Origin of the sequence: Symmachiella macrocystis (assembly GCF_007860075.1) — a bacterium.
Lineage (GTDB): Bacteria > Planctomycetota > Planctomycetia > Planctomycetales > Planctomycetaceae > Symmachiella > Symmachiella macrocystis.
This window is the reverse complement of the sequence record NZ_SJPP01000001.1, coordinates 3109767-3133840: the sequence shown is the minus strand read 5'-3', so window position 1 is coordinate 3133840 and position 24074 is coordinate 3109767. Positions and strand designations below refer to the sequence as shown.

Below are 24074 nucleotides of genomic sequence, written 5' to 3'. Positions count from 1 at the left end.
GGGATGTTGGGACAGGTTTTCGGATTTCTCCACAATTTGCGTATCCTGCCCGACATTCGCCATGCCACTGCTGAGTCAGGTAGGCTCGGAAACACCAACAATCCCTCACACTCAACCGGGCGGAACCTACAAACGCCTCGTTCCGCCGGGCCGTATCCTCCGTGCCGGTCTCCAATTTAGAGTCGCCGACCAGCGGATGCAATAGCTTAGCCCCCTCGTTCAATTCGCAGCGACCGACAAGCGCCCGTTTGTACCGGCTACACCGATATCGAGAGCGTTTGCGTCTCGGGCGGGCCGCCTGCGAGGCAGAGATTCAAATCATCCATAAAATGCAAAAAGCCTCACGCAACAGGTCACCCACGACTGCCACGCATCACTCGCCCGTCAACACCGGGAAAATCTGATACCGCTGATACACCGCCGTCGCTTTGTTTTCCGGCGGCAGGACGATCGAGCGTTCTAGCGAGGGGGCCCATTGTTGAACATCGGCGAGTTGCGTCGGCGAGAGTTGATCGAGCGGGCCGTAGCCGCTGGAGTCCTTGACCGGCCACTGCGGACCGAGGATGCCCATTCGCTGCATCTCGGCGAACCGCGCCGGTGTGACGAAATCGGTGTAACCATACGACCCCGCATCGCGATACCGCAGTATCTCCGCCCAGTTGATGTAGATGTGCGCAATGCCCGCATCGTGGAGTTTGCGACGGATTTCATCAGCGGGACGTAGTTTCCATTGACCGGCGGGGACGCCCGATTGTTTGTCCGCGAACCATTGATCAAAAATTGAATAATCAAAGACCGTGTTGTACACATTCGGGAATTCGGCAGCGAACACCACGGCATTGCCTACGCAAAGCACTTTGGAGCCGGGGGGAAGCTCGCGATTCAGCTTTGGCAGACCGGGCGAATAATACCCTTCGGTATGCTGCCGCGCGAGAGGGTAGTCGATCAGGTAGGCGTTGTACCCACACAGCGACAACGGACCGGCGATCATCGTCAGGTGATACAGCGAAACGACGCTGAACAGCCCGATCCAGAAAATCCGCCACGACAGCCGCGCACTCCACGTCGCCCCCGCACCGGCGAGCAGGGCGACGACCGGAATTAGTGGGACCCAAAACCGGTCGATGCGATGCGTAAAGATCCAATACGTGAGAAACAAATATCCAACATAGGCCCACAACCAGATCACCAAGCGTCGCTTCGATTTCAATAAAAACGCCAACGGCGCCAGACCGAACAAAAACGGGCTCAGCCAATCGCTTTTAACGGTCACATCCTTGACCTTTTCCGCCAAGTCGAGCAGCGAATAGGTGTTCGGGCTGTGGCCGTGCTTCCACTTCGCATTCAAATCCGCATCCCAGTCCGCGCCGCCGAAGACCGAATAGACCAACGGATAAACCGGATTGCCCGTTTCGATCGTGTTTTTGAGCAACCACGGACCAATCGTGACTGCCGTTCCCAGGGCGAAGATCAATCCCAAACGAAAGGCCCCTCCTGTCTGCTCAGCGCGTTCGCCGGGGCGTGTGAAGGGCAGAGCCAACGCCACTAGTCCCAAGGGAATCACCACTGACAATACGCCGGGGTACTTGCAGGCCATGGCCGAACCGGCGCACAGTCCCGCCAGTAGAAAAGGCCGCCACGGCATGCGTGCGTCGAGCGCAGCACAGTAGCGCTCATAACCAATCATCACCGCATACAGCGCGGCGAACAGATAAAACGTCAGCCCCCCTTCGGCATAGGCGATTGTGGAGATACGGTACGTCCAGGGGGTCGTCAAATGAATCGCTGCCGCATAAATTCCCGCGCGGGTGCTAAACCAGCGCGATCCGGCGGCATAAATTCCGAGGGCGGTCAGCGGGCCGAAGCTCATCAACACGACTTTTCCAGCCACAGCCCCCCAATACCAATCCCCCAACATGACCATCGACAACAGCGTGAGCATTTCGGTGCCGAAAGGGAAACTGGTGTAGACGTTGTGCGGCAACATTTCGATGCGGCCCGCTTGAAAGTATTCCTTGGGACCGCCCAGGTGATACTCCAGCACATCAAAATCGGTTGAGGGGAGCAAAGCCCCCAGGAGCATGCAGAGCACAAACGGCACGATAATGAACAGCCACAAGTTATAATTCCGCCAATGGTCGTCGGTATCCTCATTAGGCGGTGCCGGCTTGCGACGGAATATTCGCAGACCGATTTCAGCCAGCACGGCCAAGGCCAATAGACCGCCGAATAGCTCGCGGGAAAGTACGCCAAACCAACCCAACGTGAGAGTGATCAGTGACCACGCAGAGAGGCCCAGCGCAAAAGCAAAGAACGTTCGCTCACTCGCACGCCGATTGGGGTCGGGGCAGACAACGCGCAGCAGCAACTGCCCAGTCGCCCACGCCCCCAGGAGAATCGCCGTTGCGACCAAAAGCGGCGGAATACGCTGGGAAAGATTTCCCCACGAGGAAACCACAGCCGGCAAGGGATCGGGGGGATCGATCAAATCGAACAGATCCCACGGCACGCGTTGCCAGACATCGGCGCGCGAGACGGGAAAGTTGGGCAATTTGAAACTAAAAAAGATCGCTCCAAAAATGACGAGCCAAACCACGATGGCAACGAAGATTTTGGGATCTTCGCGCTCAACCGATGCGTCCGCCTTCGCGCGTGGCTGTTCGGTTTTGGGGGCGGTTGTTGATTTGGTTCGTCGTTTGGAACTCACGTGTGGGTTGCTTTTATTCAAGGGGCGCGGCAGTACATTGGCGATGGCAGGCGGGAGCCTGCCCTACTAATTTGACCGCAATCATTGGCCGGACCAGTCGAAGGCTAGGTCGAGGGCGATGGCGGAGTGGGTTAAGGCGCCGATGCTGATGCGTTCGACGCCGGTTGCGGCGATTTGTGCGACGGTCTCCAACGTGACGCCGCCGGAGGCTTCGAGTTGGACGCTGGGTTGCCGTTGGTTTCGCAATTCGACCGCGCGTCGCAAGGTGTCGCAACTCATATTGTCCAACAGCACAATATCGGGAGGGCCATCGAGCGCGTCTTGAAGTTGCTCCAGCGTATCGACTTCGACCTCGATGGAAATTCCCGGTTTGACGCTCGCCCGCGCCGTTTGGATGGCAGCTGCGATGGTCTGTGCCTGTTGCGACACAGCCCAGCCGGCAAGGTGGTTGTCTTTAATCAACACGCCGTCATACAGCCCGATCCGGTGATTTGTTCCCCCACCGGCACGGACGGCATATTTCTGCAAATGCCGCCAACCCGGCAGCGTCTTGCGGGTATCGAGAATCTGCGCCGCAGTTCCCGTCGCGGCGGCAACATACCGGTGAGTGAGTGTGGCGATCCCGCTCAGGTGCGTCAAAAAGTTCAGCGCCGTCCGCTCACCGGTCAAAAGCGTCCGCAACGGCCCGCGGATTTCTGCAACCGTCACCCCTGCTTCGACAGCGGTACCGTCTTCAACGAGGCGGCGAACATCGACGTCGGAACCGAGTTGCTCGAACACCATGTCGACGATCGGCAGCCCTGCGACAATGCCCGGTTCGCGGACGACAACCGACACATGTTCGCGCTGCTGCTCGTCGATCAACGCGCGCGACGTCAAATCGCCCGCATCCTCAAGATCTTCCCGCAGCGCCATTTCCAACAACTGTCGAGCATTCGCCCGAGCATGGTCATCGAAGACCGGAACGTTCAACGATCAACTCCTCAAGCTCAATAAAAAATGTTTTGCAACCACAAAATTCAATTCACTTGCCCACACACACGCAACCAGTGAATAATGCCTACTACCTACAGCCTACAGCCTATTGCCCACTACGAACAACCCGGAGCAACCCCATGATCGTTGGCGTGCCCACCGAAATCAAACCGGATGAATACCGCGTCGCCCTGTTGCCAGTCGGAGCGGAGGAACTGACCCGCCATGGGCATCGCGTGCTGATTCAATCCGGCGCGGGAATCGGAAGCGGGATTCCCGACGAATTGTACGCCGAAAACGGTGCGGAAATCGTCACTACAGCCGACGAGATTTTTGCCCAAGCCGATTTGGTAATCAAGGTCAAAGAACCGCTGCCCGCCGAATGGCCCAAACTGCGCGCTGGGCAAATCTTGCTGACCTACTTTCATTTCGCCGCCAACGAAGAATTAACGCGGGCCGTTTTGTCGACCGGCATCACAGCTGTCGCCTACGAGACGCTGCGGGGCGCCCAGGGAAACTTGCCCTGCTTGACCCCCATGAGCGAAGTCGCCGGGCGGATGAGCATTCAGCAAGGGGCCAAGTATCTGGAGCGTCCGCAAGAGGGCCGTGGAATCTTGTTGGGAGGCGTGCCGGGTGTGCCGCCGGCGGACATTGTGATTTTTGGCGGGGGAGTCGTCGGCAAGAACGCCGCCCAGATCGCTGCCGGTTTTCAAGCCGATGTAAGTATCCTGGACATCAACGTCGACCGGTTGCGGTATCTGGAAGACATCATGCCGGCCAACGTGAACACGCTGTTCAGCGACCGGCACACTGTTCGCGAACAATTGATGAAGGCTGATTTGTTGATCGGAGCGGTGCTCATCGAAGGGGCCCGCGCACCGGTGTTGGTCAAAGAAGAAGACCTGAAACTGATGAAGCCCGGAGCGGTGATCATCGATGTCGCCGTCGACCAGGGCGGCTGCGTGGAAACAGCACGCCCGACGACACATTCCGATCCGACTTACATCGTCAATGACGTCGTGCATTACTGCGTCGCCAACATGCCCGGAGCGGTCGGCCGGACGAGCACCTATGCGCTGTGCAACGTGACGTTTCCCTACGCCCTGCGCATCGCCAACCACGGCCTCAGAGCGGCCTGCGCCGCCGATCCCGGTTTGGCACATGCCGTGAATATGTCCGCCGGCAAACTGACGAATCGCGCGGTGGCGGAGACGTTTGGGTTGGCTTATGAAGAGTATTTACCGGGAACATAAACCGACAGCCCCCAATCAATCATCCGCAGGGACGGTCATCTGAATCAGGTCAAACACCGCTCCCTGCGGGTCGCTGACGATGCTGATATGGCCGACCGAAACTTCAAACGGCGGTTGACAAATCGTACCCCCCAATTGCACTACGCGGTTGGTGGTCGCTTGAATATCCTCGACTGAGAAATAGACGCCCCAACAAGACGGGATGTCACCCATTTCGGGCGTCTTCTGCAGCATGCCCGCCAGCGGGCGGTCGTTGAGTTGGAATGTCCAATAAGGGGTTGCGTCCGACTCTTCCTTCTCCACCGCCCAGCCAAAAAGTCCACCATAAAACTCAAGCGATGCCCCCACGTTGTCGGTGAGCAGTTCGTTCCATGACCAACAGCCGGGATCGTTGATCATTTCGGCACCGAAGTGGTCCAAGCCTTGCCATAAGGAAACGACCGCACCGCTGGGATCGCTGATGATCGCCATGTATCCGGCGTCCATGATTTGAAACGGCTCCATCAACACGGTGCCGCCGCACGCCTGAGCACGTCGCGTGGAGGCTGCAATGTCATCGACATTGATGTAGGAATTCCAAATCGGCGGCATGCCGGTCGATTTCATCTCATCGTTCATCGCCCCCATGCCGGCAACTTGCAGGTTGTCGATTGTAAAGACCCGGTACGGCGGTCCGCCCGGTGTCTCTTTTTTTGCGGACTCCCAACCAAGCAGTTCTCCGTAAAACTCCTGTGCAGCTGCGACATCGTTCGTCATCAAGTCGACCCAACAAAACTGCCCATTCGCATACTCTGTTCTGGTTCTGGTCGCCATCGTTACGCTCTCCGTGAGCTTGATGAAGGATAAGGGAACTTGCACAAAGTATGCTGGCAGAATTCGGAGGCGGGTTCAACAAGATTCTTGACGGAATTCTTTCACGGCTGCGAATCAGCATGAATGGGAGTGGAGAGACAGAGGGACGCTGCGAGCGGCGGAAACAGGACCGTCTGTTCCGGTTTTCCTAAGCCCCGGTTTTCCTAAGCTACAGAGAAATCCCCGGCAGAAAACAAAATCGTGGCGTGTCCCATTGCCCCAACCTGATCGTTTGCGGTCGCAGTCTGCGATCCGTACCGGCTGATGTACCGGCGTGATTTCCCCTAAAAACAACGGGATTTCCCCTTCCCTACGATCGTCGCAATCGGCCTCGCGCGGTGACCAACGAGACGAGACAAGAGTTGCAATGTCTCTAGTGGCACGTGATAATAAGGGTGCGCTTTCTTGCCTGACAAACTCTCGCTGACCAAGACAGGAGCAGCCATGACAATTGCCCAAAAGTGCGGTGGCTGTTGCAAGGTCTTTCTGGCTGGAATGATCAACGGTTTCTCCGGCTGTCATCGGTTCTCCGGCTGTCAAAGAAAACTGGGTATGAAACGACTGATTTTACTGCTGGCATTGGGAGTGATCGGGTGCGGGCCTGCTGAGGTAACCGAAACCAATCCTGCAGAGGATGGGGATAGTCACCAGCGTATGCTCGCCACCCTGAAGGAAATTCAGGCCAGCAGCACAGACGAACAGCCCTACCTGAATGATGGCCGGCAAGAGCAACTTGCCCAGCAGTTAGAGAGCTTACCGGCCAACGTCCCCCCGCAAGTGAAGTTGAAAACGCAACTGCAACTTTCTGAAGCCCAACTGCAGGCTGGAAATTCGCAGCAAGCCGTAGAACAACTCTTAGAGGCAAAGAAATACTTGCTGGAAGTGGCGAGCGTTGTGCCGAGGTCGGACCAGGTACGGGACCTCTTAAACATGAAGCTGGCGGTTGCTTATTTGCGGCTGGCGGAAGACCAAAACTGCGTGAATTGCCGCGATGCCGAATGCTGTATCTTCCCGATCCAAGGAAAGGGAGTGCATCGCAACAAGCAGCCTGCCCAGAATGCGGTGAAATATTTGACCGCTTATCTGGAACGGAACAAAACTGATGCGACGGCGACTTGGCTGCTCAATGTGGCTTATATGACATTGGGCGAGTACCCCGAGGGCGTGCCCAAAAAATGGCTGTTATCCGACGGCCAGTTTGAACTCGACAGTGAATTCCCGAAGTTCAAAAACATCTCCCCGCAACTGGGGCTCAATACGTTCTCGCTCTGCGGTGGAATGATCGTTGACGATCTGAACGGGGACAACTGGCTGGATGTGGTCACGTCGTCGTGGGATACCTCGGGGCAGATGCGGTGCTGGTTGAATAATGGGGACGGAACGTTCACCGACCATACAGAGGAATCGGGATTGACCGGTCTGTTCGGCGGTTTGAACATGATTCAAGCCGACTATGACAATGATGGCGACGTGGACATTCTTGTTCTCCGCGGAGCATGGCTCAGAGAGAGTGGCCGCCATCCCAACTCATTGTTGCAAAACGACGGCCACGGCCGGTTTCGCGACGTGACGTTCGAAGTCGGACTGGGCGATCATTTCTACCCGACACAGAGTGCTGCCTGGGCTGACTACGACAACGATGGTGATTTGGATTTGTACATCGCCAACGAGATTGGCAGTTCAGAGCTATTCAATAATGACGGACAAGGTCATTTCACCAACGGAACAATCATGGCCGGCGTTCCGGGGGGCCGTTATCCGAAAGCTGTTGTTTGGGGCGACTACAACAATGACCGCTACCCAGATTTGTATCTCTCGAACTTAAAAGGACCGAACCAACTCTATCACAACAACGGCGACGGGACGTTTACTGATGTCGCTGCTCAGGCAGGCGTGGTCGAACCCAACCGCAGTTTTCCCACTTGGTTTTGGGATTTTAACAACGACGGGGTACTCGATATTTACGTCGGGGCCTATTGGGCCAAGATCGGTTATTTTGCAGCAGACTATCTGGGCCATTCTCACGCAGCTGCCACGGATCGACTCTACCAAGGCGATGGAAATGGCGGTTTTCACGACGTCACTGAGGAAATGAACCTGGCGAAAGTCACGTTGCCGATGGGTTCAAATTTTGGCGACATCGATAACGATGGCTTTCTCGATTTCTACCTGGGGACGGGATACCCAGACTATGCGGGTATCATGCCCAACCGAATGTTTCACAATCAAAATGGACTGCGTTTCAAGGAAGTCACCACAGCAGCCGGACTGGGGCATTTGCAAAAAGGGCATGGCGTGGCCTTTGCGGACTACGACCATGATGGGGACCAGGACATCTTTATTGAATTGGGCGGCGCCTTTCGAGGGGATGCCTTTTCGGACGCCGTATTCCAAAACCCAGGATTTGGCAATCATTGGATCACCGTTCAACTCGTCGGCACAAAATCGAATCGAGCGGCAATCGGTGCACGAATTCGAGCTGAAGTGAAAGAAGACGGCAAGCTGCGTTCAATCTACAAATGGGTCAACAGCGGCGGAACCTTTGGAGGAAGCCCGCTGCGACAGCACATCGGATTGGGCACCGCAAATCGCATCGAACGCCTAGAAGTCTACTGGCCCACCACCGATACGACGCAGGTGTTCACCGATCTTGAGGTGGACCAGATGATTAAAATCATCGAAGGCGAAGACAAATACCACCCGATCTCCGGTGTCCAGAATTCAAACAACGTGGTAGAAGTCGGTGCTGCCCATTAACGGGTTATCCGTTCTGATAGTCAGTCTTTTTAGAGAAAAACAGACACCCGCTGGTCGAACTTGTAACCGCATGAGATTCTGATTGATTGCCGGCTTCTCTCACGGATCGAAGCGGTAAGGCTTGCACCCTGAGATGGTTGTTTCACCCGCGCTGCTGCCCCAACCTGGGCCACAAAGTCTGTGTGGCCAGGCGCTTGCACCGGCAACACAGCCCCCAACGCCGGAAACCATGGCGTGGGAACTGTCGGCTGTCGGCTTTCGGCTTTCGGCTTTCGTCACATTCACCACTTCGCCGAAGTGGACCAGACGACTCGGCGGGGCGTCTGCTAACTTTCCGAGTCCTCAGCAGCCTTCGGTTCCTTAATGTCGGCTGACTCGATTCGGTGGTAGCGATTGGTTTCCGGGCTGGGGATTTTCACGACTGCGCCGTCGGGCCATTGGATCTCGATTTCCTCGACCTTGGATTCACTCCCCAGACCGAAGTGCACGACCGGTGCGTGTTGGGAAACAAATGAGTCGCCGGCGACAATCGGGGCCACGTGAGTCTGGCTGGGCGTCTTCACCGTGACTTTTGCACCAAGTCCGGAACGCGATGTCCCTTCCAAGTTGACACCGATCCAATTCCCATCCGAATCGTCCTTATTCTCCAGAACATGGATCGACCAAGTCCGATTGACCGGCTCACGGCTGCGGATCACTAAATCCATATGCCCGTCGCCATTGAAGTCGTCGCTGATCACATTCCGCGAATCATGTTCTGAGGAAACTCCCGCTAAAAAATCGATTCGCAGAAAGCCTTCGCCACCTTCATTCATGAGGAGCACATTATGCTCGAATCCATTCCACGAAATCCCTTGATCCGAGAAATTCAGTTTTCGATTCATTTCAAAGAAGTCGCGCAATTTCGGATCCGTTTTTGACGAGCCCGTATAGATGTCGTGACACCAAAATGACGTGCAGTAATCTTTCGCCGTTTTTTGACTGTTGTGACCGTTGGCGACGAAAAGATCTCGATAGCCATCGTTGTTAAAGTCGAACGATGTCGATCCCCAGGACCAGCCCGTTCGTGCGACCTGATCGTTAAACGTTGCCTGATTGAAGTCTTGCCCATCGGCAAGATACATACGATTGCCGTAGCCCATTTCGGGGCGATTCGATTGATAATCCTCGAACTCTTCTTGCCCAAGCCCCATTTGATGCAACCGCTTTGCTGTCGTCGAGGACATGCCCGTCATAAAGAAATCAAGCTTCGAGTCCGCATTGTAATCGGCAAAGCTGAGAGACATCCCGAAGGCATGCCGGTCGCTCAGTCTCTCGCCAGTGATGTCTGTGAATTTCCCGGTTCCATCGTTCGTGTACACGTCAATGCCAGAGAAATCGCTGACAACAATCAGGTCCAGATCCGAATCGTCATCCACATCGGCCAAGGAGGCGGAGTAGGTCCGGCGATTCCGCTTTTCGGTCAAACCACTCGACTCCGTGATATCCTCAAAAGCGCCGTCCCCGTCGTTGCGCAGTAAATAAGCGGGATGTCCATCGTTGGCATCAAAATAAGGGGTCGGCATCTGGCCGCCACTGTACGGTTGCCGGTATTGGCCAATCCAAACATCTAAATCACCATCGGCATCGATGTCTCCAGCCGTCAGGACAGTTGGCTCACGAATATCCTTGGCTGAGAAAATCGGCTTTGCACGTGCTGTGAACCGCCCATTCTCATCGGCAGTGTAAAGAAAAACTATGCCGTTGCTGCCTGCTCCCAGGAAATCTGCTCGCCCATCTCCCGTGAAATCAGCCATGACACCCGAAAAACCCAACCCAGGCGGTGGGGGGACTTCGAAGAGTGTGTCTTGCTCGAATTGGAAGTCTCCTCGATTCCAATAGAGTGCATTTTCTACGGGCGAAATCAACTCCGACAAACCATCGCCATCGACATCATTAGCGATTAACAGCAGCCGAGATTTCGTGTTGACTTTCAAAGTAGCAGCTTCCTCAAATATCGGAGCGGCTTGGCGTTTGAGGATTTTGACATCGGTTGCTTCGATGCTGCGCGCCTCGGGGCGACTGGCGGGTGTCGAAAGCGGTTTCCAATGCACCACCAGCTTTCCTCTGACATTATAAAAAGCCTGCTCCGAATCATTGGCAAGATCCAAGACAAACGACACATCTGAGCGTGGCGACTCCGCATCGGGTTCGAAGCGACTATGATGCCATTCGGACTGGACGATTCGTAAGCCGGATTCTTTCCATTCGCTCAGCCACTTCTCCCACTGATCGGGATCGAACGTTTGCGTGCCATTGTCACATTGAAACGCGTCAATCCCGTGATCATGACGGGTCGGCTCGCCCGGCATCCCGATCGTCAAATCCTCGAATGTGAAATCCGCCAGTTCGTTCATCTGGTCTTGACTGGAACGCATCTTGTCCCACAAGCCGATAAAAGGCTCTTCGTATTTTTGAGCCGTAACTTCATCGGACCAAACGGTCTGATCCAACTCCTCGCGCTTAGCGACGATCTGGCGAATGACACCTTCATCCACGTCATCTTCGCCGGTCACGGCCTCGTTTTTGGCTTCTTCGCCTGTGACACCAGCGCCAGTCAAGACTTCGTCGATGACGACTTGGTCTTTCTGAGCCGCTCTATCTTTACCAGCCTGAGGTTTGTTGACTTCGTTTTCACGACTGTTGAAAAAGTACACGACGCAAATCGCAATCAGCAGCAGCGCGACTCCAACGCCGACGGCTTTCGGTGCCTGACCTGCCATAACTCTCACCTTTCGCGTTATTTTTCCGTCTCACCTTGGTAGTTCGGAAAAACTGGAAATATAGAACGGATCATAGATATGATTTTAGAAGCAATGCTCATTCTATAGGGGATCAGTCCCTAGTTCAAACGATGCCAGCTCGTTCGGGCAACGTCGAATAAAGATAAAAACCTGCCCCATTGTTACTCGACCGGGCGGAATCTTCCCAGTTACGTTTAGTTTTCCGCAGATCGCACCGCCGGTAAGGGAGCATCGCACCAGAATCGCGAATTTTGGCACTCGGCCTTGACGAGGCTCCCGTTTGGCAATGCCGGGGAATCGGTGTTGATATTGGCCAATCCCAGCAGCATTACTACGGCACACCAATAGATATCGTTGGAATCGATGAACCGGTTGATCGCTCTACGGCTGGACAGCGCGGATGATCTGCGGCCAATCATGACCGTCGCTGCGCTGCCTCACTTCAAACGACAACGGCAACTCCCCATTAAGCGCAGTCAACGGGCGCCGGCATCTGCCGGAGATCTCTTGCAGCAGTGATCCCGGAGCAGCACAAAACTGTTCGTAGGCGACGTGGATCACTCGCTCCTGGGGAATCGCTGCGGCGCCGCGTTGAATCGCCGCATTGGTCGCCAAGACCTGCCATGCGGTTTGCTGCGGCGGCGGGAGCGACAAAACTTGTTCATATCCGGGCGGTTTGAATGAATACCACGCTGTCTCCGTGCCGGAAAACTCTCGCCGAGCGGCGAGCAGTGACTGCGCGTTGTCCGCAACATCTCGCTGCACGATCACAAAATAGCTGTTGGAAAACAGATTCGCGAGGTAGGGGATGTGCCAATTCAGAATCATTCCCTTGAGGACCAACGGCTTCGCGAACGCCGTTTGTACAGCGCGTAGTTCGCGGATAAACGTTTGCCCATCGGACGATGCGAGTTTAGCGTCGCTGAGTTGTTGCATCTCGCCGAACTGAAAAAACCGCCGCCAGAAGTACCAGAACTCGTGCGGAGAAAGGGCGCCCCGAGTTTTACCGAGTTGCGATTCAAACGCTGCTCCGACGGCCCCACCAATTTCATCACGGAAATCGCAGTCGTACAACATTTTTTGCAATTGCGCCCCCAGATATGGCGCATAGTAAAACCGCGAAAGGAAATTCGACGGATAACAAAACAAGCCGGACTGAGCCAAGTATTGGTAAACCAACGTCGTGCCACTGCGGGCGCAACCCATGATGTACACGATTGGCTCATCACACAGTGGCAGCTCAGCGATTTCGCGTTGTTCAACCGGCCCCAAGCGCGCTGCGAAGAACTTGAGCAGTGCTTCCAACTCGTCGGTCCGTTGGTATTCTGGAACCCGTTGGTCATGCGACGGCATCGAGCACCTCCAGGATGCGATCCATCTCCGCGCGGCCCAGTCGTTGGTCGATCGGCAGCGACAACAATTCGCGGCTCAATTCCCGTTCCCAGTCAAAACCACGGCCATCGCGGGAGACGCATTCGGCCCACAATTGCGGGGCGAAGATCTGCTGATCCCACAACTGTTGATGCAAAATCGGCGGCTGCGGCAGAAAGGGATAACAGAAGGGAACCGCCTCGGCATCGAGATGTAACAGGCTCTCCTGCAATCGGTTGCGCGAGTCCAATTCGCCGTGCAGGTACTGATAGTTCTCGCGGCGAATCCTTGCTGCTTGGGCGTAATCGACACCGCCGAGGATCGATTCGCTCAGACGAGATATCTGCGTTATCGCTTCGCCGTTGCGTCGTTCATTCTCGCGAAAAATCTCATGCCCTGCGAAGATTTCTCCTTGTTCGCGCAGGATCAAATGTTCGAACCGATAGTTCGCATTCCGCTGCCAGGTCTCGGGTGAGGGCAGGGCGGCATCGTCAGGGCTGTACAAATAACCGCCATCGGGAACGCCAAAAAACTTGCGAGCAGAATTGAAGTAGAACGCTTTGGGGGCTTCGGGCGTGTGGAAAAACGCCTGCGTATTGTCGACCCACAAACACTCTGCCCAACGGTCTGCGAGTGCGGCGATTTGTTTGTTTTGCAGGCCAAAGTAGTTGATGACGACAATGCGCTCACCGCGGCCTAACTCAACCCCAGGCGAAACCGACAAGTCCGGTTCCAAACCATAATGCTTGAGGGGAATGTCAGCAGCCCGAAATGGCTCCAACAGGGCGTCACAACAATAAAACGGAACCCAGACCGCCGCCGGTTTTTCAACATTCAACAAGCAGCCAACGCAACTGCGTCCGCTATTGAGGGCCAACCGCGCATGCGGATGTAACGGTTCGCCGCTAGCGGTCGGCTCCCATTCAAAATATCCGCCGACTACATTCATGCCCAAAGGTGTCCGACTGAAAACTAAAATAGTGAAAGGTCATCCACCCCGCAGGATGTGTCGCGACACCCTCTACAGGTTATGCGCAGCGAACTCGTGTTTCGTGAATCACCGCAGCCCACTCGACATGGTCGCCGCCAAACTGAAACTCCAAGGTTCCCGCCTTGCGCGTGAGACGTTCCATCCGTTCGACGGTGACGACGGCGAACATCAGGCAATACTTCCCCGGCGTTAAATTCAATTTCCCGAGATCCATGCGTACGCCTTGCTTGGTCTTCGTGAATCGCAATTGTTCGCGCTGCTCTGGTTTGATGGCCAGTATGGGATGCCCGGAGAAATCTTCGATCGTGATCCGTAGTTCCACCTCCGGTAGGCCCGTTTCTAAGTCGAGATCCAATTCCACGGACAACTCATCGTCGCCGTGGATCACCGCTTGTTGGTTGTCGAGAACTTCGACGTCGTTGATCCGCAGTTTCTCATTGTGAATTCTAGCAGCGGTATTCCCGAACACTTTCAGCTGTGTCTGGCACTGTGTGTAATACGCCTGCAGCCCTTGCGACAAATCGTGGCTGTTGCAAATGATCCGGCCTTCGGAAAACACAGACACTCGCGTGCAAAACCGCGTCACGAATTGCATGGAATGCGAAACGAACACAACGGCGGCATCCTCAAGCAACTCCTGAACGAGATTCAGGCACTTCAATCGAAAACCAAGATCCCCAACCGCCAGCACTTCGTCCAGAAGTAAAATATCTGGCCGAATCATGATGGCAGCTACGGCAAAACCCAATCGGACCTGCATGCCGGAACTGTAGTTGCCGACCGGTGAGTCGATGAACTTGCCAAGTTCAGCAAATTCGACGATCTCGTCGAAGCGTTCGTGGATTTGTTTTTTGCTCAGCCCCAGTATCGAGCCGTTGACGAACACGTTTTCCCGTCCGGTGAGGATCGGATCGAAACCCGCTCCTAATGCGATCAACCCGCCTACGCGGCCCCGCAGCATGATTTTTCCAGCGTCGGGTTGAATCAGCCCGTTGAGCATTTTGAGCAGCGTGGTTTTCCCGGCGCCGTTGCGGCCGATTAGCCCCAGGCATTCGCCGCGGCGGAGATCGAAACTCACGTCGTCCACGGCCCAGAATTCCTCCGGTCGCAAATCACCCGGCGGCGTCCCCAGAATGTCGCCCGCAAGATCCGTCAGCCCATACCACAGTGATTTTTTCAAATCCCGACAAAACTTTTTGCCGACATGATCGCAACGCAATAAAATTTCCGACATGGCGATCGATCCTCACATGCCTTTCCGGGCAATGATGTGTGGCCGCGCCACGTGTAAGAGAATCAATCCGATCGCCAGCATGCCCGCGGCGATTATCACCATGACGATGGCGGGCAACAGCGGTTGTGCATGCCCACCAAACAGCAGTTCTCGGCAGACGTTCAATAACGGTGTAAAAGGGTTCCACTGCATCAGCGCTCCAAGCCACCCGGTCTCGCGCACAGGATAGATCACCGGCGATAAATACATCAGTCCCATAAACACAATGTGTGTCATTCGGCCAATATCCCCGTACAAGGCAGCCAACGGCGCCAAAAAACAGCCCGCCGCCGCACCCGTCAACACCAACCCCGCTACCGCAAGTGGAAACAACAGCACCGTCGCCGGGAGCCGATACTGATAAAGCAGGAACAAGCAGCTCAGCGGGATTCCTGCCAACAAAAACTGGAAGGCAACATTGGCCAGATTCCGCGCGATGAATGCCTCGATGGGCACGTTGAGTTTCTTGAGAATGTCACTGGAGTAGACGTCGACGGTGGCATCAAAACCAGCGCGTAACAAACCCCACAGGATCGTGCCGGAGAGCACGAACAACGGATAAGGGATTTTGGTGTCGATCGAAACCACCGCCTGCGACCGCAAAAACACCCACATCGCCGCCGTCATGATCGGACCGCTAAACAGCCAAGCGTATCCCATAAAACTGCGACGGACTTGTGACTTGAGGTCGCGCGTGAACAAAATCCACGCCAACTCGCGCGTCGACCAAAAGTTGCTCAATGATTGCCGCAGCAACACCAACGGATGGGACCGTGCACCGCTGGGAGCATAGACCACCCAATCCCCGGAGCGCGGACTGTGTCTCACGTCCGGCTCGATGGCAGCGATCTTTCGATGGTCAACGGTTTCGACGGACGACACCTGGTGCTCCAGTTCCTTCTGTAATTCCCATAGCGGTCGTTGAATTGCCGGATTCGCCGATGGGGGCGGTCAACCATCCATGGATTTTCCCCACGCCGGCAATTCAAGATGACGAAAACCGAAGCCGTCTCTTATGGCAATTGCCAAATCGTGTCAAGTTGTCCCGCGACGATGCACTGTTTTGAGAAAAGCTGGCGGGAGCGGCCATCTCTCGCAAGCTCGTATAGCGAACATTTGCTCGATGCGGTACAAGACCGCCTGCGAAACGCGATTTGAGATTTGGAGACGATCCTTGATCACTGATGACTTACGAGACTCAGTTCCCTATCAGGAAAACCCTGTTCCCGACAGCGACCGGACGCTACACGTTGGGCAACCCAATCTGTCGGATCGCGCAGCTTTTGATCGCTTGGTGGACGAAATGTATGAAAACCGTTGGTTCACCAACAACGGTCAACTCGTGCAGCGTCTCGAACTCCGGCTCAGTGAGTACCTGCAGGTCAAACATGTCGTGCTGGTAAACAACGGCACAACTGGGTTACAAATCGCCGCACAGGCGCTGGGACTGACCGGCGAAGTGATTCTGCCCGCTTTTACGTTCGTCGCAACAGCGCACGCATTGCAATGGGTCGGCTTGAAACCGGTGTTTTGTGACATTGATCCGCAGACTCATTGCATTGACCCGCAAAAAATCGAAGCGCTGATTACCGAACAGACCTCGGCAATCGCCGGCGTGCATGTCTGGGGCCGTCCCTGTCCCACGGATGCCATCAACGAGATCGCCCGCCGTCACGATTTGGCTACCTTGTATGATGCGGCGCATGCGTTTGGTTGCCGTCATCAAGGCCGTATGCTCGGAAATTTTGGGCAATGCGAAGTCTTCAGTCTGCATGCGACCAAGTTCTTCCACACCTTCGAAGGAGGAGCCGTCACCACAAACGACGATGCCTTGGCTGAGAAAATCCGCCTGATGAAAAACTTCGGATTTGAAAGTATGGACCGCGTCGTCGAATTGGGAGTCAACGGCAAGATGCCCGAGGTCTGCGCCGCTATGGGGCTCGCTTCGCTCGAACAGTTGGACGACGTCCTCGAAGTCAACCGGCGAAACTACCGTGCCTACGATTCGGGTCTGTCGGACATCCCCTATGTGCATTTGCATCCGCAGACGGACTTGGAGGGGACGAATTTTCATTACATCGTTGTCGAGGTCGATGAAGACGCGCCACTGAGCCGTGACGAAATTTTGAAACAACTCCACGATGCCCACATTCTGGCCCGGCGATATTTTTCCCCGGCTTGCCACCGCATGGAGCCGTACCGCACGCTGTACCCCGAATATCTCGATGCCCTTCCGGAAACCGACCGTTTGTGTCAACGCATCATGATTTTACCAACTGGAACGGCGATTTCGCCGGACGATATTTCTCGGATTTGCGCAACGATCCGCTCTTCACTCACACGAAGGAAAGTTGCTTAGATGAAACTGCGGGAGGACTGCACAACACGACCGACATCAATGACTGAGGCCGACGAAATCATTGCCGCCGCCACACGCGAACATGCTGCTGGCCAAATCGAAACCGAGCCGCTGCTTAGCGTGTGCATCATCACCTACAATCAAAGCCGCTTCATTCGCCAAGCTGTGGAAAGCGTCTTAGCGCAAGAGACCGATTTTCCCTACGAAATCATCATCGGCGACGATCAGAGCAACGACGGCACCACCGAGATCGTTCAGGAACTGCAACAGTCGCATCCGGATAAAATCCGTGTCTTAACAGCGACGGAAAACCTCGGCCAATATACCGGAAACGGTCGGCTGAACATGATCCGCACATTGCGCGCGAGTCGCGGGAAATATGTGGCGCTGCTCGAAGGGGACGACTACTGGACGTCGCCACAGAAACTGCAACAGCAGGTCGATGCGCTGGAGGCGCATACCGACTGGGCCATCTGTTTTCATTCCACCCATTGTTTCTGGGATGATGCCAGCAATCCTGGGTTTGACTTTCCATTGGAATTTGACCGAGACATTTCCACGATTGAAGATTTGATCGAAGGGAATTTCATGCAAACATGCTCGGTCGTGTATCGCAATGGTCTATTCGGCAAGTTTCCGGATTGGTTTCTTGAAGCTGGATTGGGGGATTGGCCGCTGCACATTCTTAATGCCCAACACGGTGACATTGGATATCTGCCGAAAAGCATGTCCGCCTATCGGGTCCATCCTGGGGGGGTTTGGACATCAAAATCACAACAAGATTGTGAAGCGATCATTTCGCAACTTTATCTGCTCCTCCATCGAAATCTGCCACGCCCTTTATCCGATCTCGCTGGGAAACGTCTGTTGAAAGAGTTCAGAGTTCAAATCGTCGCCTTGCACGATGCCTGCAAAAAATATGACCAAGCCATCGGAACCTTGGAAGAGCACATCGTCAAACTGAACGCGCAGCATGAACGCTCCTCAAGCTACCGGTTGGGACGTAAGTTGCTCTTGCCGTTGCGGATGCTGCGAAATTTATTTCGCACTCACATGCCGGCACAAGTTCAATAAGGCAGGAGCCGCGCATGAAACTCGGAATCATGCAGCCCTATCTCTTTCCGTGGATCGGCTATTTCCAGTTGGTAAACCACGTCGATGAATTGGTCATCTACGACGATGTGCAGTACATCAAAAACGGGTGGATCAACCGCAATCGCATCTTGATCAATGGCCAGCCGCGCTATTTCACATTGCCGGTGCTCAAGGCATCCCACGCGCTGCCGATCTGCGCGCGGCGATTCGCACCGTCGTTTGAGCGTGACAAACGGCGTGCACTCAAGAGCCTCGAAATGGCCTACGCCGCTGCGCCGCATTTCCGGGACACGCTCACGTTGGTGCAGGACTGCTTTACCTGCCGGGACAACAACGTGGCCGCGTTTGTGTCCCACACGTTGTCGAAGTTTTGCGACGCTTTAGGAATCGAGACGCTGTTGCGGCGTTCCTCCGAACTTGAATATTCCCCCGCCATGCGCGGCCAAGACCGTGTGCTCGACATCTGCCGAGCCCTGCACGCGTCGCATTACGTGAACGCCATCGGGGGAACCGACTTGTACGAAGGCGACGTGTTTGCACAACACGGCCAGCAACTCAGTTTTCTGCACACGCGCGACATCGCCTATCAGCAATTCCAGAACACGTTTCGACCCAATTTGTCTATCATCGACGTCATGATGTTCAACGACCGCGACCGAATTGCCGCGCTGTTGAACGAATTCGATTTGAAATCGCCGCAACCCTAATACCGAATCCCTAAGCGGCGATAGATGAAGGCCAACAGCCAGATTGGGCCGATCAATAGATATTGAATATCTTCGAAGAAGGCGGGCTTTTTCCCCTCGATTTTGTGTCCGATGAATTGGCCGATCCAAGCCACCACAAATACCACCAATGACGCCACCCACACCGGGCCCAAGCCCGTGCGCTGATAAGCAACCAGCACGCCGACCGCCGCTGCGGAGACCAGCAACATGCCGGCGGCCAGCATCAGCGACAACCGCAAATAGAACAACAGGCTGATAACAATCAGCAGCATTCCCCAATTCCAATAGGGGGAATTCATGCTTGCCGTCCCGGGCAGCGCCACGCCCCACAACAAACCGATCAAGCTCAGCACAATCAGCGGAATGCAGATCCAGTGCAACGTTTTATTGGTCGCGTTTTGATGGCAGACTGCGTATTCAGTGAACCATTCATCGGCGGATTTTTTGGGCATGGCGGAATGCGGCTTGAAGTGACAGGCTGGAGGCCTCGGGGCGACTCCGAATGAGTCACCACGCAGACAGGACGGTACTCAATTACTTAAGTTTTCCCGTTTTGACGAACTCCACGATGGCATCTTTGTGCGTAGCCAATGTCCCTTGAGGGCCGGTGGCTTTGACGAAATAGTTGTCCATGGGGGAAAAGGGAATAATGAAGCCGAGCATGCGTTGGTTTTCCGCCGGGCCTTGGCCGGGACGTTGACTATTGAAGGTGCCGCGAATATCGACCATCGTTGCCGTCTTGCCGTCGACGTCGATTTCGGTCACCGCCGGTTCGTCACCATCAGCCATTTTGAATTGACCAATCCAACGATTGATATTGGCCTGCTTGTCACCACCGGCCGGCATGATTGTCATGCGCGCGTTGCCGTCGTCGCCGGGCAGAAAAAACTCCGCTTCGACGAAACTCGGGCTTTCATTGCGCTCCCAATCGGCCGGAGCGGCAAAGGTCATGCCTCGCAAATCGACATTGGCGGTCGCGGTCGTCTCGTTGTTGTCTGCGGCGTCCGTTTTCGGGGCGGCAGCTTCCTCCTTGGCCAGTTCAGCGGTTTCATCCGCGGCAGCTTGGGGAGTTTCTGGTTCGAGCGGTGGGGCGGTGTTGAGTTTTTCCGTTGCGGATCCGGTCGAGGCGGGTTCTCCGCAGCCGACACAAATCAACGCAGCGACACACAAAGTCGCAACAGGCAGGAATCGTGAACGCAGTAACATCTCGGTTTCTCCTTGGCAATGAGTCGTTTTTTGCGGCGCGAGACAGTGCTCGCGAGAAGATTCTAAACACTCCAACGATCGCTTTTGTACTCGATTCGCCCGCGACTTACCATTTCGCCGCACGTTTCTCCAAAAACGCGTTGACCCCCTCCTGCGGCTGGCCGGTCGCGTAACAAGCGGCAAAGGCGACCGCTTCTTGTTCTAGTTGCTCGTCAATATCACCCGGCACGAACGAATTGAGCAACCGCTTGGACGTTTCCAACCCAATCGGCCCCCGCGCCAACAGCCGCGCAGCTTCCTGTTCCACAGCTGCCTGGAATTCCTCGTCGGGAAACACCTCATGCAGCAAGCCCAGGCCGAGGGCTGCATCAGCCGGCCACAATTCAGCGGCCAACACAATCCGTTTGGCGACTGACGGTCCAAACAGTCGCGCGGTTCGCACCGTGCCCCCCCAGCCGGGGATTACACCGATTGATGTTTCAGGCAACCCCATGCGACAACCCGCGGCGCCAAAACGCAGATCGCAAGCTAGGGATAATTCGCACCCGCCTCCCGCGCACGCCGCATGAATGGCGGCGATCGTCACCGGTCGCAACCGCTCGATTCGCGACATCAACTCCTGTCCCTCACGGGCAATCGTGTACGCCGTTTGCTCGTTGAGGCTCCGCAGTTCGTATATATCCGCCCCGGCGCAAAATGTGCGTCCGGCGGAACTAAAAATCACCACCTGGCTGTTGTCGTCCGCTTCGAGTTGATCCAACGTGGCCGCAAATTGTCGCCGCGTTTCCTGACTGAAGACGTGCACGCCGTTCTCGGTCGACATCCGCACACGGGCGATTGGTCCGTCGAATTGCAAAATGATTTCGGTCGCCATCTTGACGCAATTTCCTTCTACCAAAGAACGAAAACAGGCACCGGCCAGTCGACCGGTGCCTGTTGATTATTACGAATGTCCGCGGCAAATGCTAATTGCCGCTCAGAGCCACAGCCCGTTCCGGGAAGGCCGGACCTTGCGGTGCAGCAATCGCCGGGGCCGAGGGTGTGCGATGAGCAATCCATTGCCCCACACGTGTGGCCGTCGAACGTGCTCCGTTGGCCGGACGAAATCCAGCCATGCGGAAGTCCGCCTTTTTCGGGGCCGGTGCCGGAACCTTTCTGGCCAATTCCGACCGTCGCTTTGGAATCACTGTCGTTTTCGGCTCGTCATATTCGCTGAAATCGTCATTGTGGTCGCCGTGGCTGTCGTCAGTTTCCCGTTTAGGAATCGGTTCCGATTTCAAATCCGAACGGGTGCTCGGATCGCGGCGTTGAGCTTCACGTCTGCCCGGTTGCGGTGCCGGGGCACGCGCGGTTGTCGGGCTGTACGGGGCTGCATACGTCGCAACCGATGATCCCATCGGAACCGAACGATAGACGGTGACAGGCCGTCGGGTGACAACCTCTTGGCTGGTCATCCGCACGGTGTTGACGGCCACTTTTTGAGTGGTTGTTCGGGGAACCATCCGCGTCACGCGGTAGTTCACCTTACGCGTACCGTGCACAGCGACGCGGCGCGTCACGGGGACGTTGACGGTCTGCACGTTCGGCACATAGGCGTGTTGCACGGAGTAATTCGGTGTAAAGGCCGAACGGACGCCGTAGCCAACGCGATTCAGAAATCCGAACAGATCCGGCCGACTGTCATACTGGCAAGGAGTCATTTTGGGGCGCGGTTGATATTGGGCCGTCCAATATCCGCAATCCCGTGTCACTTGACGGCATTCGGTGACGTCCTGATACGCCACGGTGGGAACTTCGGTTTCGCGATCTTCCACTACCGGTTCATAGGTGGTGACTTGTTGATCCACGTAACTGGTTTCGACAACGGGTTTCTGCACGATTTGGCGATACTCGCGCATTTCGGTGACTGGGACCGTTGTATAACAAGGCTGCGGTTGAACGCATTGAACGACGGGGGGCGGCGCGCACGACGCACAAGACGGCTGCCATTGGGCAGAGGCCGAATTCCCGACGGATGCGACCGCCGCTGCACCAACGAGCAGTATGCGGGGGAACATGCGGGTCATAGGTTCCTTCCTGAGAGACCAAAAACTAAGTGTGTTGAGAGAGGTAGCGTGAGAGGACGAGCCAACTATGGTTTTTTGTAGGAATTCGCGACGGGGAAACTCTGCACCAGCGCTGAATTCGCCTGAGTTTTGGCTCGGGGGGCGGAAAATTATCGCAATGCAATTTTTCGGTCAAGTCCGCCTGCCCCGATGTCGAGGTAGCAACGGATTAAAAGATAGACATTCACCCCCATCTCAATCCGAACGACCGACGGCAACTAACGGCGAGCTAATCAGATAGGTCTCACCGCGCTGCAAAGCAGAGAGAAATCCAAAAAAAATCTCTCAATACTCCTCTCAACACTGTGGTGCGATTTGGAGATACGGACGCAGAGTGTTTGGTGTGGTCAACCGCCCGGGAGGCTTGTTTTCCCCCGGGCGGTTTTTTCTGCGCTGGCGGTTTGGAGATAGGGTCACGGGTGGCACCGCAATCTGTAGTTTTGCCGCCAGATGACATAGCAATGGGTCAATCGCTGCCTGATAAGGTCGCTTAGACCCCTCCGTGAATCGAATGATAGAGGATCACCGCCGATTCGGTCTCTCCTTGCGTGACAAAATCGAATTCGATCCCAAACTTGACTCTATTGACGAACCTAAAGGTTTCGGCGTCCATTATCAGTTGGAAAACAGGAAAGTCTACAGCGACATCGCCATCACGAACAACATCGTCGATTGTACAATTGCGATCACCGGCGGAATCAGTTGAGTCCATGTGATACGTGACACGCACGAACAGTTGTGGGCGCATCAAACTAGATGGCGGCGCCTGCAACAGCGATTGTAAATATTCTATGGCCGGTTTGGTAAAACTAAGTCGGGGCAGGGAATCCGACCAGTCGCCAAATGTGGCCACCGGAATCGTCTTGTTAGGTGCACGTTCGACACGACGAATCTCTCCGAGCTTCCGCCAGGATTCTTCTCCCGGAATTCGCACCAAATGTTTTCTTTCGCCCGTTTCGAGGTCTTCCTCGTCTCGGGTAACACAACCGCAGCGCCGAAGTGCCATGGCAAATAGCCAATCAAGCCCTTTGGGAAAATTTGGAAAGGAATTGAGAATGACATCAATAGCGGCAGGCGCTCCTATTCTTCCTAGTGCGTCGATGGCACTAGTTTTCGCGTTTATTTTTGGTCCATCTGCCACTTGGCCAAGTTTTTTGATGGCTGGCTCATAGCGGTGTGTCCCGATGACATCACACGCGCGAGAGACGACGTAGTCATCTTCATGATCAAGGAACGGCAGAATATCTCCGACATCTGCTGCAGGGGTAACTCCCATGATGTTGTGCGTGTAATGATACAGCCTCCAATCATTGGAAACGGCGGCGCCTTCCAACTCTTTGCGCAATTCACGCACGGCGTTTCGATCAGATTCCAGATCACCTGTGGTGGCCGGTTTGCAAATCCCTTGCTCCCAACTGTAATACCAGTTTTCAACGAAGTAGTCCGTGACTAGATGAGTCCAACTCGAGCCCGGTTGGCGTTTTTCGAGTTCATCCACCGATTCGAGTAAGGACTCGACGGAGCGAAATGCCACAGAATCTATCCGGCCGTCGTAATCCCAATAGTAGATTCGTCCGGCCAACGGCCCACGGACATACAGGAATGCGAATTCACTGTTG

The 24074-nt window shown here is 55.2% G+C and carries 18 protein-coding genes; 5 read left to right on the top strand and 13 right to left on the bottom strand.

Features of this window, described 5'->3' with window-relative positions:
• Window positions 1-373: 373 nt before the first annotated feature.
• Window positions 374-2707, bottom strand: a complete 2334-nt coding sequence (locus CA54_RS12075; protein ID WP_146371014.1) for an ArnT family glycosyltransferase — start codon at window positions 2705-2707, stop codon at window positions 374-376.
• Between the two features lie 81 nt (window positions 2708-2788).
• A complete protein-coding gene (nadC, locus tag CA54_RS12070; RefSeq protein ID WP_231963042.1) occupies window positions 2789-3679 on the bottom strand; it encodes a carboxylating nicotinate-nucleotide diphosphorylase in 891 nt (296 codons plus the stop codon).
• A gap of 143 nt (window positions 3680-3822) precedes the next feature.
• Here nadC and ald point away from each other — a divergent pair, with 143 nt between their 5' ends.
• On the top strand, window positions 3823-4935 hold the full coding sequence (gene ald, locus CA54_RS12065) for an alanine dehydrogenase (RefSeq protein ID WP_146371013.1): 1113 nt from the start codon (window positions 3823-3825) through the stop codon (window positions 4933-4935).
• Between the two features lie 15 nt (window positions 4936-4950).
• Here the strand turns inward: ald and CA54_RS12060 are convergent, their stop codons facing one another.
• Entirely contained in the window at window positions 4951-5748 is a 798-nt protein-coding gene (locus tag CA54_RS12060) for a VOC family protein (protein ID WP_146371012.1), read from the bottom strand.
• Window positions 5749-6339: 591 nt separating this feature from the next.
• Here CA54_RS12060 and CA54_RS12055 point away from each other — a divergent pair.
• The gene (locus CA54_RS12055) at window positions 6340-8544 is read left to right on the top strand and encodes an FG-GAP-like repeat-containing protein (RefSeq protein WP_197532410.1); all 2205 of its coding nucleotides are present in this window, start codon (window positions 6340-6342) and stop codon (window positions 8542-8544) included.
• Window positions 8545-8870: 326 nt separating this feature from the next.
• Here the strand turns inward: CA54_RS12055 and CA54_RS12050 are convergent, their stop codons facing one another.
• The 5 genes from CA54_RS12050 to CA54_RS12030 all read right to left on the bottom strand — a co-directional run bounded on the left by CA54_RS12050 (window position 8871) and on the right by CA54_RS12030 (window position 15844).
• The gene (locus CA54_RS12050; protein ID WP_146371010.1) at window positions 8871-11306 is read right to left on the bottom strand and encodes a CRTAC1 family protein; all 2436 of its coding nucleotides are present in this window, start codon (window positions 11304-11306) and stop codon (window positions 8871-8873) included.
• Window positions 11307-11708: 402 nt separating this feature from the next.
• Window positions 11709-12680, bottom strand: a complete 972-nt coding sequence (locus CA54_RS12045; protein WP_146371009.1) for a sulfotransferase — start codon at window positions 12678-12680, stop codon at window positions 11709-11711.
• Entirely contained in the window at window positions 12667-13647 is a 981-nt protein-coding gene (locus CA54_RS12040; RefSeq protein WP_146371008.1) for a hypothetical protein, read from the bottom strand. Before CA54_RS12040 ends, CA54_RS12045 begins: the two co-directional genes overlap by 14 nt.
• Window positions 13648-13726: 79 nt before the next feature.
• Complete coding sequence (locus CA54_RS29300) at window positions 13727-14923, bottom strand: ABC transporter ATP-binding protein (protein WP_197532409.1); 1197 nt, start codon at window positions 14921-14923, stop codon at window positions 13727-13729.
• A 12-nt stretch (window positions 14924-14935) separates the two neighbouring features.
• Window positions 14936-15844 carry an ABC transporter permease gene (locus CA54_RS12030; RefSeq protein WP_197532408.1) on the bottom strand — a complete coding sequence of 303 codons (909 nt, stop codon included), beginning with the start codon at window positions 15842-15844 and terminating at the stop codon, window positions 14936-14938.
• Window positions 15845-16136: 292 nt separating this feature from the next.
• Between CA54_RS12030 and CA54_RS12025 the strand changes: the two genes are divergently transcribed.
• Genes CA54_RS12025 through CA54_RS12015 form a run of 3 tightly spaced genes read left to right on the top strand, consistent with a single transcriptional unit; the run spans window position 16137 to window position 19123 of the window.
• Window positions 16137-17321 (top strand): aminotransferase class I/II-fold pyridoxal phosphate-dependent enzyme, encoded by a 1185-nt coding sequence (locus tag CA54_RS12025; protein ID WP_197532407.1) that lies wholly within the window; start codon window positions 16137-16139, stop codon window positions 17319-17321.
• The gene (locus tag CA54_RS12020) at window positions 17322-18395 is read left to right on the top strand and encodes a glycosyltransferase family 2 protein (RefSeq protein ID WP_146371005.1); all 1074 of its coding nucleotides are present in this window, start codon (window positions 17322-17324) and stop codon (window positions 18393-18395) included.
• Window positions 18396-18409: 14 nt separating this feature from the next.
• Entirely contained in the window at window positions 18410-19123 is a 714-nt protein-coding gene (locus tag CA54_RS12015; protein WP_146371004.1) for a WbqC family protein, read from the top strand.
• Here CA54_RS12015 and CA54_RS12010 read toward each other — a convergent pair.
• The 5 genes from CA54_RS12010 to CA54_RS11990 form a co-directional block, all read right to left on the bottom strand.
• Window positions 19120-19596, bottom strand: a complete 477-nt coding sequence (locus CA54_RS12010; protein ID WP_146371003.1) for an Mpo1 family 2-hydroxy fatty acid dioxygenase — start codon at window positions 19594-19596, stop codon at window positions 19120-19122. The two genes, CA54_RS12015 and CA54_RS12010, sit on opposite strands and share 4 nt — an antisense overlap.
• A gap of 82 nt (window positions 19597-19678) precedes the next feature.
• The gene (locus CA54_RS12005; protein ID WP_146371002.1) at window positions 19679-20350 is read right to left on the bottom strand and encodes a hypothetical protein; all 672 of its coding nucleotides are present in this window, start codon (window positions 20348-20350) and stop codon (window positions 19679-19681) included.
• Between the two features lie 106 nt (window positions 20351-20456).
• A complete protein-coding gene (locus CA54_RS12000; protein WP_146371001.1) occupies window positions 20457-21224 on the bottom strand; it encodes an enoyl-CoA hydratase/isomerase family protein in 768 nt (255 codons plus the stop codon).
• Window positions 21225-21315: 91 nt separating this feature from the next.
• Window positions 21316-22416: a hypothetical protein gene (locus CA54_RS11995; protein ID WP_146371000.1), complete on the bottom strand. Its 1101-nt coding sequence runs from the start codon at window positions 22414-22416 to the stop codon at window positions 21316-21318.
• Window positions 22417-22945: 529 nt separating this feature from the next.
• Window positions 22946-23989, bottom strand: a complete 1044-nt coding sequence (locus tag CA54_RS11990; RefSeq protein ID WP_197532406.1) for a HEAT repeat domain-containing protein — start codon at window positions 23987-23989, stop codon at window positions 22946-22948.
• Window positions 23990-24074 lie beyond the last annotated feature (85 nt).